Source organism: Campylobacter sp. CFSAN122748, assembly GCF_045277125.1.
Taxonomy (GTDB): Bacteria; Campylobacterota; Campylobacteria; order Campylobacterales; family Campylobacteraceae; genus Campylobacter_D; species Campylobacter_D jejuni.
The window spans coordinates 1,256,642-1,270,465 of the sequence record NZ_CP116953.1 but is presented as its reverse complement, the minus strand read 5'-3'; the positions used below and the strand labels follow the sequence as shown (position 1 = coordinate 1,270,465).

At 30.2% G+C, this 13,824-nt stretch carries 12 protein-coding genes and 3 pseudogenes; 3 read left to right on the top strand and 12 right to left on the bottom strand.

Annotation, left to right across the window (positions count from 1 at the left end; all coding sequences use genetic code 11):
- The first annotated feature begins 14 nt into the window (after positions 1–14).
- Positions 15–1,231 (top strand): annotated as a pseudogene (locus OT390_RS06660) (DUF2920 family protein).
- Between the two features lie 21 nt (positions 1,232–1,252).
- Positions 1,253–2,323 carry a hypothetical protein gene (locus OT390_RS06655; RefSeq protein WP_025399153.1) on the top strand — a complete coding sequence of 357 codons (1,071 nt, stop codon included), beginning with the start codon at positions 1,253–1,255 and terminating at the stop codon, positions 2,321–2,323.
- On the opposite strand, the gene OT390_RS06650 is transcribed toward OT390_RS06655, so the two are convergent.
- Both OT390_RS06650 and OT390_RS06645 read right to left on the bottom strand, forming a co-directional pair.
- Entirely contained in the window at positions 2,320–2,547 is a 228-nt protein-coding gene (locus OT390_RS06650; RefSeq protein WP_002777686.1) for an acyl carrier protein, read from the bottom strand. The genes OT390_RS06655 and OT390_RS06650 overlap by 4 nt on opposite strands.
- A 39-nt stretch (positions 2,548–2,586) precedes the next feature.
- Complete coding sequence (locus OT390_RS06645) at positions 2,587–4,095, bottom strand: AMP-binding protein (protein ID WP_032586755.1); 1,509 nt, start codon at positions 4,093–4,095, stop codon at positions 2,587–2,589.
- 60 nt (positions 4,096–4,155) lie between these two features.
- Between OT390_RS06645 and OT390_RS06640 the strand changes: the two genes are divergently transcribed.
- Positions 4,156–5,385: a DUF2920 family protein gene (locus OT390_RS06640; RefSeq protein WP_052786541.1), complete on the top strand. Its 1,230-nt coding sequence runs from the start codon at positions 4,156–4,158 to the stop codon at positions 5,383–5,385.
- Between the two features lie 13 nt (positions 5,386–5,398).
- Here the strand turns inward: OT390_RS06640 and OT390_RS06635 are convergent, their stop codons facing one another.
- The 10 genes and pseudogenes from OT390_RS06635 to pseC form a co-directional block, all read right to left on the bottom strand.
- Positions 5,399–5,620, bottom strand: coding sequence for an acyl carrier protein (locus OT390_RS06635; RefSeq protein ID WP_002777644.1), 222 nt, complete (start codon positions 5,618–5,620; stop codon positions 5,399–5,401).
- Positions 5,620–6,681 carry a beta-ketoacyl-ACP synthase III gene (locus OT390_RS06630; protein ID WP_002860489.1) on the bottom strand — a complete coding sequence of 354 codons (1,062 nt, stop codon included), beginning with the start codon at positions 6,679–6,681 and terminating at the stop codon, positions 5,620–5,622. Before OT390_RS06630 ends, OT390_RS06635 begins: the two co-directional genes overlap by 1 nt.
- Positions 6,671–8,233 (bottom strand): HAD family hydrolase, encoded by a 1,563-nt coding sequence (locus OT390_RS06625; RefSeq protein ID WP_032583813.1) that lies wholly within the window; start codon positions 8,231–8,233, stop codon positions 6,671–6,673. The genes OT390_RS06630 and OT390_RS06625 overlap by 11 nt, the downstream gene beginning before the upstream one ends.
- On the bottom strand, positions 8,230–8,646 hold the full coding sequence (locus OT390_RS06620; RefSeq protein WP_002854069.1) for a VOC family protein: 417 nt from the start codon (positions 8,644–8,646) through the stop codon (positions 8,230–8,232). The genes OT390_RS06625 and OT390_RS06620 overlap by 4 nt, the downstream gene beginning before the upstream one ends.
- A complete protein-coding gene (locus tag OT390_RS06615) occupies positions 8,639–9,532 on the bottom strand; it encodes a bifunctional 2-polyprenyl-6-hydroxyphenol methylase/3-demethylubiquinol 3-O-methyltransferase UbiG (RefSeq protein ID WP_002909649.1) in 894 nt (297 codons plus the stop codon). The genes OT390_RS06620 and OT390_RS06615 overlap by 8 nt, the downstream gene beginning before the upstream one ends.
- Positions 9,529–9,759, bottom strand: coding sequence for an acyl carrier protein (locus OT390_RS06610; RefSeq protein ID WP_002781997.1), 231 nt, complete (start codon positions 9,757–9,759; stop codon positions 9,529–9,531). Before OT390_RS06610 ends, OT390_RS06615 begins: the two co-directional genes overlap by 4 nt.
- A 30-nt stretch (positions 9,760–9,789) precedes the next feature.
- Positions 9,790–10,581 (bottom strand): N-acetyltransferase LegH, encoded by a 792-nt coding sequence (legH, locus tag OT390_RS06605; protein WP_002856586.1) that lies wholly within the window; start codon positions 10,579–10,581, stop codon positions 9,790–9,792.
- 20 nt (positions 10,582–10,601) lie between these two features.
- Positions 10,602–11,392: pseudogene (locus tag OT390_RS06600) on the bottom strand (AAC(3) family N-acetyltransferase).
- Positions 11,389–12,700: pseudogene (locus OT390_RS06595) on the bottom strand (DUF4910 domain-containing protein). Before OT390_RS06595 ends, OT390_RS06600 begins: the two co-directional pseudogenes overlap by 4 nt.
- Complete coding sequence (gene pseC / locus OT390_RS06590; RefSeq protein WP_004297641.1) at positions 12,693–13,823, bottom strand: UDP-4-amino-4,6-dideoxy-N-acetyl-beta-L-altrosamine transaminase; 1,131 nt, start codon at positions 13,821–13,823, stop codon at positions 12,693–12,695. Before pseC ends, OT390_RS06595 begins: the two are co-directional and overlap by 8 nt.
- Position 13,824 lies beyond the last annotated feature (1 nt).

Here is a 13,824-nt window from a genome sequence, read left to right as displayed (position 1 = left end):
AACGGGGTGGAATAATGCTCATAAATCAAACCTTTGAAATTGATTCTTGTGATGATGTAGAATTAAATATAAAAAGAACTAGCAAACTTGAATACCGCATTAGCTATGATGATGAAAAAGATCTCAAAGCCATAGTTTTTATAGCGGGTGGTTTTGGAGCTAATGCAAATATTTCTTTTTTAGATTTTGATAGGGAATATATTGCTAAAAATTTTGATGTTGTAGTGGTACATGTTTTTTATCATTGTTTTTGTGCAAGACAAAGTATTGATCAAAAGTATAATCCAAAGCTTATTCCCAATCAAGATGATTTAGAGCGTGTAAATGGCATTTTAAAAAATATTAATTTAGGACATTTATCGGTTAATAAAGATAATTTTGAACAAATTATTCCTCTTATAGAGCAAAAAGTTAATGAAATGAAACAAGCAGGTTTGGTTGATGAAAGCCAAAAAATAGAACTTTCTTGTGATTTTATCCCACCCAATGGAGATTATCAAAACTATGGCGTTATGGCAGCTATTGATCATATCAATGCTTTAAAAGATTTAGTTAAACGTTTTCCAGAATTTGCAGATTTACCAAAAATTTATGGGGGGGGGGGTCTTATGGAGGATACCTATCTTTACTCATAGCAAAAATAGCTCCTTGGTATGTGGATGGTGTGATTGATAATTCAGGTGTTTGCTTGCCATTTTTGGCGTGCATTTTAGGAAGAGAAATGAATCAAGGGGAATTTTATTTCGAAGGAAGTGGTTATAGACTTTATTGTTTTGTATATAAATACTGGAATAGAAATATGAATTCTTCTTATTATTTTGGTGATGAAAATTATTTAATCAGAGCAGTTTTAAATTCAAACCATCTTCAAATTCAATCAAATTTAAATAAAAATACCATTTTTGTAAGCTATCATAGTATACAAGATATGGGTGCGCCAGTGCAAAATAAAATAGAACTTTATAAGTGTTATCAGGAATTAGGATATGATGCAACTTTACATTTAATAAAGGATGAAAATGATATAGATGGTAGATTTGTAAAAAGTTTAGAGCATGGACTTAGAATGACTGATAGGGCTTTATTTAGAAAAGAACTTCCTTTAATGCTTGAAAAACTACAAGGAAGAAAATCTTTTATGCAAGAAAATTCTATCTCTTATCCTTGTGGGAATAAAGTATTTGTGTTTAAGGATTTAGAAGATAAATTTGAGTTAGAGATGATAAATTAAAATAAAGATAAAGGATATAAAATGACAGCATATTTACATATAGGAACTACTAATACAGGAAATCAAGAAAAACAAGGCTTCTTGATGCAAAACGAAGAAAAGCTTTTGCAAAAAGCTTATATTTACCCAAAAAGTCTTAGAGTGGCAAATAGGCATTGGGCTTTGGTGGATATGGTTTTAGAATTGGTTCAAAAAGAAGATATTTTAAAAAAAGAGAGTGTTTTAAGTCATATCACAAATGAAAGACTTCTTAGAGCTATAGAAAATTTTAAAAGTGAAAGTGCTTTACATAAAGATAAAAAATTTATTTTTTCAGCTGAGGGTATAGTTTGGGATTTTTCTACCAAAAAACATGTAGAAATTTTAGAAAAGATTATGAGAGAGTTAGGTTTTACTCAAATTTATATTATTGTGTATTTTAGAGATACTTTGGGTTATTTAAACTCACATTGTTCTCAAGATCATAAAAACAATATGGGGTATTATTCTGCTGATTTTGCTCCGCAAGATCATCCTAGAAAATATATTTTTGACTATGAATGGATTTGCAAAACTCATGCTGAGGTATTTGGAGAAGAAAATTTGATAGTAAGACTTCTAAGGGAGGATTATGTAGGAGGGACTTTACTTAAGGATTTTGTTTATCATTTAGGACTTGAATGGGATGAGAGTTTTGTTTTAAAACAAACCAAAAATGAAAGTTTTAATCTTTTAGGAATGGAGCTTATGTCAAGATTAAATCAAAAAGATTTAAAGCAGGATAATCTTAATTCTTTGCTTTTTATGGCAAGAAGAAAATTTGAAGGTAGCAAAGAAAAAAGATTAAAATTTGCAGTGCAAAAAGATATTGCTAAAGCTTATGTGGATTATTTTGCTTCTTCACTTGAATGGGTAAAAAACAAATATTTCCCGCATAAAAATTCTCTTTTTGCTCCTGTAAATTGGGAAGAATACGAACAAAACTATACTTTAACTCATACACTAAGCAAAGATTGGGATGATGTGGCGGATTTTATAGCACAAATTATTGTTTCTAAAAATGAAATCATCAGTTCTTTAAAAGAACAGCTTGAACTTGCAAGGAAAGATTAGTCTTTCATTGCAGTTTCAAGCATTTTTTTGATATTTTCAAAGCTTTCAAAATTTTCAGGTGTGATAAATTCTGCTTTTAAGGGTTTTTTATAAAATTTTTCTATTTCGGCAACCAAAGCCATGATATCGATACTATCGATAAAATCTTCACTTACTAGATTTTCCATACTCTCATTAATATCTGTTCTTTCTATATTGATAAAAAATTGTTTGATTTCTTGCATTTTTTCTCCTTTAGTTTTTTGAAATTATAAAATATTTATTTAAACAAGTTCTTTTAAAACCTTTCTATCAATTTTACCATTTTGATTAAGCTTAAATTTGTCGAGTTTAATAAAATTTTTTGGGATCATATAAGAAGGTAATTTATCTTTCAAAAAAGCTTTAAAATTAATTTCTTCTTCACTTTCATAAAAACAAATAATATCTTCTTTAAAAATACAAGCACTGTTTTTAATATTCACATGAGAATTTATCACGCTTTCTATTTCTCCAAGTTCTATTCTATGTCCCATATATTTTATCTGATTATCTGCTCTTCCGTAGCATAAAAGCTCTCCAAATTCATTATAAGAAACGATATCTCCTGTTTTATAGAGTAAATCTAAATAATTATCATGTAAAGGATTTTGAATAAAAGCTTGTTTGGTTTTTTCTTTGTCATTATAATACCCTAAAGACAAAGAAGTTCCACGCACAAAAAGCTCCCCTTTAACACTTATTTGTTTAGGACTTATGAAATTCATATTTTCATCAAAAACTAAAAGTTCTGTGTTTTTACATGCTTTGCCTATAGGTAAAAGTTCTTCATCTTTAAAAGTACGATTGATGATATAAAAAGAACATACATCAGTGATTTCTGTTGGACCATAAAGGTTGGCAAATAAAGCATTGGGTAAGTGTTTACGCCAAATATTTAGCTGTTTATTGGGCATGATTTCACCACAAAAAAGTATCTTTTTTAAGGCGTTTAAACTAAAATTATTCAAAGCTTCAGTATTTGCAAAATAAATCAGCACCGAAGGTACCCAAAATATAGTGCTTACTTTTTCTTTTTCAAGACATTCTAAAATTTTATTTGGAAAGGCGAAAAGATGATTAGGTAAAAGGTGTAAAGTTGCTCCTGATTTTACACTTGAAAAAATATCTAAAATGCTATTGTCAAAATAAAATGGTGCTTGATTGGCTAAAATTTCATTCTCATCAAATTTAAAAGTCTCACACACCCAAAAAGTATAATCAATCACACTCTTATGTGCTATGCTTACTCCTTTAGGAATACCTGTGCTTCCGCTAGTAAAGAAAACATAAAGTAAATTAGTATCTATGTGTTTTTCTTTAGCATTTTTTAGCAAACTCTCATCTATATTAAAACTTTCAAAGTCTTGTGTATAAAGCGTAGGTAAATCTAAGTTAAAATTTAAGTCCTTTGAAGTGATAAAAAGTTTAGGCTTTAAAACTTCTATGACTTTTTCTACTCTTTCTTTAGGACTTTTTTCATCTAAAAGTGTATAAAAATTTCCACTGAGTGCCACTCCAAAAAATGAAATCAAACAATCAATCCCTTTAGGCAAGATGATTAAAACAGGAGCTTGAGTAGGATTATCATTTCCTAAAGTTTTTAAAATTTCACTGGCTAGTTTTTTAGAAAAGAGATCAAAGTCTTTGTAAGTGATTTCCTTTCTTTCTTTGGCAAAGGGTTCTACAAAAGCAGTTTTTTCGCTAAATTTGATTAAACTTTTTTCTAAAAAATCATAGATATGAGTTGTCATGATTTACCTTTTTAATTTTTTGTAATATAATATCGATAAATTAATAAAAAAGGCCTTTATATGCTCATAAACCAAAGCTTTGAAATCGATTCTTGTGATGATGTAGAATTAAATATGAAAAGAACTAGCAAACTTGAATACCGTATAAGTTATGATGATGAAAAAGAGATTAAAGCTATAGTTTTTATGATAGGAGGCTATGGAGCTAATGCAAATATATATTTTTTAGACTCTTATAGAAATTATATTGCTAAAAATTTTGATGTTGTAGCAGTACATGTTTTTTATCATTGTTTTTGTCAAAGGCGTTCGGATGTTGAAAAGTATTCAACATTAGCAGATTTTACAAAAGATGATTTAAAATTAATAGAAAAAGTGCTTCGTAAATACAATATTCCATGTGATCAATTAGCCAATAATACTGTAGTTAGTCATTGTGAATATTTGAGCGAGATTATGACAGAATTAAAAATGTTAAATCGATTGCCTTATGATTTTGAAGAAAGACTAAGTGCAACTTTTATTCCTTCGCGTGGAGAATATCAAAATTTTGGCATTATGGCAGCTATTGATCATATCAATGCTTTAAAAGATTTAGTTAAACGCTTTCCAAAATTTGCAGATTTACCAAAAATTTATGGCGGGGGGTCTTATGGAGGATACTTAGCCTTGCTTATAGCAAAAATAGCTCCTTGGTATGTGGATGGTGTGATTGATAATTCAGGTTCGGCTGTTCCACCGCTTAATTATATTGTTGGTAGAGAGTTGGAATTTAAAAGCAAAGATACTAATGGGGATATGTATATGCAGGGCGATCATTTTTTTGTGAGTTGTTTTCTAAAAACCCACTGGACGCGTAAAGAAAATTCACCTTATTTTTTTAATAATGAAAATTATTTTATTAGAACATTGTTAAATAAAGATCATTTAATTTTACAAAGTCAAAAAAATAAAAATATTATTTATGTGAGTTATCATAGTAAAGAAGATCCTTTAACTCCAGCAAATTTTAAAGAACAAACCATGCAAATATTAAAAATTTTAGGTTACGATGTAAGCTTAAATTTGATAGATGAAAATAAAATTGATGGAAAATTTATTAAAAATTTAGATCATGGTTGTGGTATACCTGATAAAGCCTTATTTAGAAAAGAACTTCCTTTAATGCTTGAAAAATTGCAAAAAAGAAAATCTTTCATGCAAGAGAATTCCATCTCTTATCCTTGTGGAAATAAAGTGTTTATATTTAAAGATGTGGGAGATAAATTTGAATTAACGATAAAAGATTAAAACCTTAAAGGTTTTAATCAAGCTTTGCTAAATTGATTAAATCGCTCACTTTTTGACAATTTTTCAAATCCTCGGCTGTGATTTTTAAAGCAAAAAGATTTTTATAAAGCACCATCACAGATACAAAAGCCAAACTATCCCACTCGTCTATATCATCAAGTAGCATATCTTCATTTAAGTCTTCATCTCTATGCATAGCTTCTTTAAGCTCTTCTAAAAATTCAGTTTTTGTCATTATTTCTCCTTTGTGTAAATTAAAATATCTTTTGTGTATAAATCCTTGAAATTTAGCACGGCACTTCCCCAGCTAAGCCCTGCACCAAAAGCACTCAAACTCGCTTTAAATTCTTTTGGAGTATCTAGTTCACAAAGTAGGGCAGGTAGTGAACAAGCGCTTAAATTAGCGTATTTTTCCATGATGAAATTAGGAACTTTATCATCATTAAGTTTTAACTCTTCTTTAATACAATCAACCAAATACGCATTAGATTGATGAAAAAGATGAAAAGCAATGTCTTTTTCATCTACTTTAGAAAATTCTAAAATTTCTTTAAAGCTTTTAGGTTCGCATTCTAAAGCCATATTAAAAATATTTGCTCCGTCCATGTAAAGATTTTCTAATTGTCTAAACTCCTCAGTTTGCATGAGCGAATCATCGTTAAAAATATCTGCTTTAGGTATTCTCATCGCACCTTTTGGAATGATGAGTTTATCAAAATGTCTTCCATCGCTTCCAAGTTCAAAAAAGGTTTCATTAAAATCCGTTTTTTCAATCAAAGTTGCACTTACTCCATCGCCAAAAATTGGAGCTAAATTCATATTTTTAGGATGGATGAATTTGCTTAAAGTATCCCCACAAACGAGCAAAATTTTACCTAAGCCACTTTGTATTAAAGAATGAGCGACAAATAAGCCGTATAAATACCCTGCACAAGCTTGTCCTAGATCAAAAGCTATGGTTTTAGAGCTTAAATTTAAAAGTTGGTGTAAATAACAAGCCGTAGAAGGCATGAAAAAATCAGGACTTTGAGTTACTACGATGAGTGCATCAAGGCTATTTTTATCTATATTTAAACCTTGTAAAAGTGTATTGGCTGCGTGTTTTCCAAGATCGCTTACGCAAGTGTTTTCATCGCAAATATAACGCGTGTTTAAACCTATGACTTTTTTCATTCTTTTAAGGGTTTTGATATCGTTTGAAAAAACGCTTTCTAACTCATCATCAATGCAAATTTTATGTTCAGGTACGCTTACGCAAATGCCTGAAATTTTAGCTTTATCAAATCTAGTTTTCATGGATTATAAGTCCTTTGAAGTTTAAATTTTGAAATGGAATAAGGGCTGAGTTTTTTTCAAATTCTTTGGAAATTTGTTCTAAAAAGCTCAAAAATGGCATATTTCTTTCGCCTTTTTGATAGTAAAGCCTTGCATTATTGTTTTTAAGATCAAAGAAATATAAAGCTAGTTCAAAGGCTTTAAAAAACATTCTAGTTTCAAGTTTTCTACCTAAAGCCCTACAAGAAATGCAAAGATCATCGATAAATAAATTTCCTTCTTTACAAGAAAAAACAAAAATAGCGATAATCCCACTATCGCTTAATTTATCACTCATACTCACACTTACAATGAGTTCTTTTTGCATGTGTTGTGCGACTTTTTCTTGATTTAAGCGTGTGTAATTAGCGATAAATTGATTGGTTTTGCCTAAAAGTTCGCTAATGCGAGGGATATTTTGCAGATCATTTTTGCTAAAATTTAAGCTGATTTCAAGATTTTGAAAATATTCTTCATCGCTTAAGCTTTTAAGCTCTTCTCTTAAAGCATTGGCTGCTATATCTTTGGCACGAATTTGATCTTCTTTGGTATTTGAAAGTTTTAAAAGATTAGGAAAAAGTTTGATTTTATAAAGTATATTTTCATCGCATAAAAGTGTTTTAACGCCTGTAATTTTGGTATTTTCAAGCTCGGCGATATTATCATCTATAAAAAGCATAGCGTTAGTATTTATATTAAATTTTTTAGCAATTTTTAAGATATTTTCACCTTTTGGCTCCCAATTGATCATTCTAACATCAAAATCATCCCATTGTAAGATGAAATCTTTCCTTATTTCAAAAAGTTTTTTTGCGTCTTTTTCTTCATTTTTTGAAGCTAGGGCAAGTAAAAACCCTTGTTTTTTAAAAGTTTTAATTTTTTCTTGTAAGGTTTTGTGTAAAGGACTTAAATTAAGATTATCTATACCCTCTTCACCTAAAATTCCTTGATACAAGGTATTATCAAGATCAAGTACAAGAGCTTTAAGAGCGGGTTTTACAAGTGCAGGGATGAGACTAAGTCCTAAAATTTGTGCCAAGAAAATCAAGGCTTTATTATTAAGCTTAGAGCCTGTAAGTTCTTCTTTAGCTAAGTCTAAAATATCTTCTTCATCAAAATACTCTTTTATGAGTTTTTCTATGTTAAAAATTTCACAATTTAAAATTTTTTTATCTGTTTTAAATTCTCCTAAACTAAGGACTAAAATAGGGCTTTGTGAAATTTTTCTTAGTTCTAAAAGTCTTTCTTCTATAAAATTTTGCACATTATTTTTATAGCGGGTTAAATCTAGCCATAAAAGTTCTAAACTAGCTTCTTTAAAGTTATCAAAACTCAAGCTATCATCATAAGAGCTGAAATTAAACTCAGCTCTTAAATTAGCAAAATGTAAAAAAGGAGCAATGATACTTTGCACTCCTTCAAAAGCATGATTTCTATGGACATTAATAAGAAGATCTTGACTTTTACTAAAGTCTAATTCTTTGGCAAATTTTATAAGCTTATTGCGTTTTAAATGAGGTGAAAAAAGATTCATTTTAGCTCCACAAGTTCGATTAAAAGCCTATTTGGCATCATGATAAAACAAAGTTTAGCAAAATAGCTTGCTTGCATAATAGGAACAATACAAATGCCTCCTTGTTGTTCCAAAAGAATTAAATCTTGGGCGATATTTTTACTTTCATAGGCTAAATGATACATTTTGGTATTATTTTTCAAATAGCTATCTAGTGGTCCTTTATCGTTTAAATTTTGCAAAAGTTCGAATCTATACTGTGGAAATGCTTCATTACAAGGAATGATAAATTCGCCTCTTACCCCTTGTTTTTCATCTATAAATTCTGATTCTTTATAAAAACCTAGTTTAAAAAAACATTCCCTTTCTTTTTCTAAATTTTTACAAGCCACGCCTATATGATGAAGGGGTAAATTGAGTGTTTTATTAAGCATTTAAAACTACTGCCATAGTGATAGCATTTTTAAATTTCAATGCTTTTTCTAAACTATAATCATTTGCCATAAAACATTCATAAGCTTTAAATTTTAAGCCTGATTTTTCTATCAAATCTTTAACTTCATCAGGATGGGAAAATAAATAAATATGATCAATAGCAGGAGCATTGATAGGAATAGTTGCAAAAATTTCCCCTCCATCGCTAAGAAGCTCTTTAGATCTTTTAAGGAATTCAAGAGGTTTTTCTACGTGTTCTAGCACTTCTCCAATCACTATCAAATCAGCTTTTTTATCAAAATCATAAGTAAAAAAATCTTGACATAAAAAATCACATTTTGTAATCAATCCCCCTACTTGTTGTTTTACCATTTTTTGAGTAAGTTCGCAACTTGTTGGAGAGATATCAAGTCCATAAAAGGCGGAAAATTTACCACTTTTAACCGCTCTTGCAAAATATTCTCCATGGCCAGGGCCTATTTCAAAATAAGTTGTTTTTGGAGTAAAATTTTTTAAATATTGTGAAAAATACTTTCTCACTTTAATATGAGCTATCCAAACAAAAGAAGAAAGAGCTAAGCCTATCATGTATTGTTTCATATAGCTTTCATTAAAATAAACTTTATCCTTAACTTCATCAAAGCTAGAATAACGATAAGCCCCATTTTCTATGAAAAATTTTGTTTCTTCTAAAGTATCGTTAAGGATCAATAAATAACAATCGCATTGTTCTTTTATACTGATACCATCTTGAATATAATAAGAAATTAATTTATCAAATTCTTCTTCGTCTTCTTGTGAAAATTCAATTTTTTTAAGATATTTAGAATGGATAGGATTTTTTTGAGCGATGGCTTGAAATAATTTTTCAATATTTTCTTTCATTTTTCTGCCTTTAGGGTTTGAATTTTTTCTAGTAAAGCGCTTTGAGATTTTAAGAGACTTAAATCTTCTTTGTTAAATTTGATTTCAAATTCTTCTTCTAAACTCATGATGATATCAATATGAGCTAAAGAAGTCCAGTTCTTGCAGTTTTCCATGCTTAAATTTGTATTTTCATCTACTTTGGTTTCAAGTATATTTTCTAAAATTTCATAAAATTGTTTTTCCATTGTATACCACTTTCTTGAGAATGTTGAAAATTAATATATTGTATCATAATTTTCTATTAGAATTGTTTGGTTTATATCTAATTTTTTCCATAAAATTTCTATATATTCTTTAGCGTTGTAAATATTTATATGATCTCCTGCAAAATTGTTTTTTTTAAAATTTTTAGTATTATTAACAATATTGATAATGTTAATTAAATTGGGTTCAGAAGATATGTCAAGTTTTCTAACATAATAACTAATGGTTTTATTGTATGATATATTGTTTTCATCAATTAAAATTCCAGAGAAAATTTTATGATATCTGTAAAATACATTAAATTGTTCTTCTGCATAATGTGTTAGTGTGTGTCCTTGGCCTCCAAATGTCATATATTTTCCATTCTCTTTGGTTAAAACCTCATAAACACAATTTTCCCCAAAACAACTTGTTGTATCTTTTAAAAATAATTCTTCTTTTGCTCCTTTTATAGCAAAAGAAAATATAGGATCGTTTGTGCGTTTTACTCCTGTTTGTTTGCGAAAATATTCATTTAATGCTCCCATTTTTGTTTTGGAATTTATTTTGTCATAAACTTCATTTTTGCAAAAACTATAAGTAAAGGTTGGCATGATCAAAGTGCCTTCTTTGCCTATAACTTCAAAAAAACAATCTAATATAGTCTGTAAAAATTCATTTCTAGAAAGCAAGGGAAAACCGAAATTAAAAAGTTCAGTATGCACACACAAGGTATCGCCTTTTTGTAGTCCTAGTTTGTAAAAAGTTTCTATGAAGTCGTAAGTGGAGTATTTTTTATTTTCAAATTCAAGTAAATATTTCATAAACTACCTTTAAATATTTTTCATAAAAGAAGCTTTTCATATATGGCAAATTTATCCTGCTTAAGGGCGTTGCCTATGGCTTTGACATATTCTTTAGCATCATAGCTTTCTAGAAAATCTCCTGCAAATTTTATGCTTTTGTAATACCTTGTTTGCCGCACGATTTCATTTATCTTATCAAGGCTGCATACATAGGCTTTTTCCAAGTCTCTTACATAATAATTTATCCTTTTTTCTCTTTTTTGTCCTAGCTCGTCAATCACCAAGCCCTTAAATTCCTTAAAATACCTGCAAAAGCTGGTATTTCTCTCTTCAGCATAATGCGTTAGGGCGTGTCCATAATTCAAGCCTAAAAGCATAAATTTCCCACCTTCCCTAGTTAAAATTTCATATACACTATCCTTTCCAAAACAGCTTGAGTTTTCTTTTAAAAAAATATCCGCTTTAGCACCCTTCACAGCAAAGGAAAAAATAGGGTCGCTAGTTCGCCTAACCCCCCCCCGCTAGTTCTAAAAAATTCATTCAGCACTCCCACTTTGCCTTTAGAATGCACTTTATCATAAGTTTCATTTTTGCAAAAACTATAAGTAAAGGTTGGCATTAGAAGAGTGCCTTCCTTGCCTAGCACTTTAAAAAAGCATTCAAGTAAGGTTTTTAAAAAATCATTTTTAGTAAGCAAAGCTTTGCCAAATTTCATAAGTTCTGTATGTACGCATAAAATATCACCCCTTTTTATACCTAGTTGATAAAAAGCATCTATTAAATCCTTATCGGAGTATTTTTTGCCATTGTGTTCTAAAAAATATTTCATTTTACCAGTCCATAAAATTTTATTTTTTCCAAAAGTTCTTTAAATTCATAAGCTTGCATATTTAAGATATTGGCTATATCGATGATATCATTTTCCCCATCACAGTAAGCCAAAAAATTACAAGCCAAAGGAATGTCATTAGCAGTGCTAAGGGTGTGATATAGTCCTCTTTTACCAAGATTGGGTTCGCATACTATGGTGTTTTCATATACAGCGTTGATTTCTAGATTTAAAATCATTTCTTGTATGCTTGAAAGTCCACCCATTAAGCCTTTTTCAGAGATAAAATTGAGATCATCTTTTGAGTTATGATATCCATCATAGTCACCGTATCTTGTGCGACATACTCCTACAATGCCAAGATTTACAAGCGGAGCATTGTATTGTCTTTCATCGCTTCCGCGATCCAAAAAACTAAAAGCTTTGAAATTTTCTTTATTTTTAAGCGTATGCAAGGCAACTTTATCGCTTAGAGTGTTTTCTTTAGGTGTATGTATGAGTGAGTAAGCATGATCATCGCCTAAGCAAGAAAGCACAAAGCCTGCTTTAACATATTTTTTTAAATGCTCTAAATGTTTGCTAAGATAGACTATAGACCCTATGGTTTCAGGGATGATGACAAAGCGGTAATTATATTTTCTTTCTTTTAAACTCAAAAGCCATTTTGCTAGGAAAATAGCCACCACAGGGCCACTAAGCTCGTTATTTGCCATGGAAGGATGACAAAGATAGGTTGAAATTAAAATTTCATCTTTTGAATTTTGCGTACTAGGTAGGATAAAATCAGCATAGTCCAAAACCCCATTTTCATCATGTTTTGCATCGATATAAACTTTGTATTTGCCTTTTTTAAGTTTTTTTCTTTCATTATGCGTGAGACAAAATCCCCAACGCCTTTTGTAATAACTCGTTACATAAGGAATAGCATCGGGCATTTCTTCTATGGAGTAAAGATGATCTTGAAGTTCTTCTAGTTCGATTTCTTTATCGATAGCTTCGCTATAGTTTAGAAGGTGTAGATTATGCTTTTTAAAATCACAAATTTTTTCTCCTTCTGGAGTGATGATATAGGCTTCTTTGGCGTTCCATTCATCAGGGACTATCCAGTCAAAAACCTTTGTACCACTTTTTATAGAGTGAAATTTGAGTATCCCCCCCCCCGCCCAGAGTTTTATTTAAAATTTCTAAGCTATCTCTAAAACCTTGCCCTGTGATACTTCTAGGGATAGGAAAAAGTTCACAAGCTAGTTCATACATAGCCTTTCCAGTTTGGCTAAAATCTTGACTTCTAAAGTCTAGCTTATCCACAATATCCCTTTTTAACTTTTTCAAGAATGCTAAATAAAGTATCTTTTACAAATTTTGCATCCTTTAGATTCATTTCTTGATGACAAGGTATGCTAAGCTCGGCTTTGTAAAAATTATCCGCATTTTGGAGTCTGATTTCTCCTAAGAGTTTTTTATAAAAACTAAACTCATAAGTTGGTTTATAATGTACCTGTACGCCAATTCCTGTATGAAGTAAGCTTTCAAAAAGTTCTTCTTTTTGACAATAAAATTCAGGAAAAAGCAAGATAGGGTATAAATGTCTTGAGCTTTTTTTATAATTTTTGATTTTTATCGTGGAAAAATAAGGATTTTTTTCAAATTCTTTATCGTAAAAACTTGCGATTTCTTCTCTTTTTTCAAGATTGTGATCGAGTTTTTTAAGCTGGTTTATCCCTAAAGCACAAGCAACATCGCTTAAGCGGTAATTATAGCCAAGTTCTACCATATCGCTATCCCAAAGCCTTTTTTTAATTATACCATGGCTTTTTAAAAGCTTGATTTTGGTGATAAGCTCTTCATTATCACTCACCACAGCCCCGCCTTCAAAAGTAGTGATGGGTTTAACAGGATGAAAAGAAAAGATAGAAAGATCGGCTTTTTTTCCTACTTTTTCACTTTTATATAAGGCACCTAAAGCATGGCTTGCATCATCGATTAAAGGGATATTGTATTTTTTAGCAAGGCTTGAAATTTCATCTATTTCAACGCTATTTCCCCCAAAATCCACCACGCTAATAGCTCCTATATTTTTACTATCTTTTAAAAGTCTTGCTTCTAGTTTTTTTTCATCAATATTGCCATCGTTTTTAATGTCGATAAACTCTACCTTAGCTCCAGCTATTAAGGCCGCATTAGCCGTAGCAGCGAAGGTTAAAGGAGTGGTTAAAACGATTTTTTCTTTGATGCCTAGTGCTGTATAGGCAAGATGAAGGGCTGAAGTGGCTGAGTTTAATACACAAGCGTGTTTTACGCCCACATATTCACAAAGGGCTTCTTCAAATTCATCTACCTTTTTACCCCCTGTTAAAATTTCATCTTTTAAAGCTTTTGTAAGCGCATCTATATCGCTTTGATCGATGTTTTGATGAGAATAAGTAAGCATT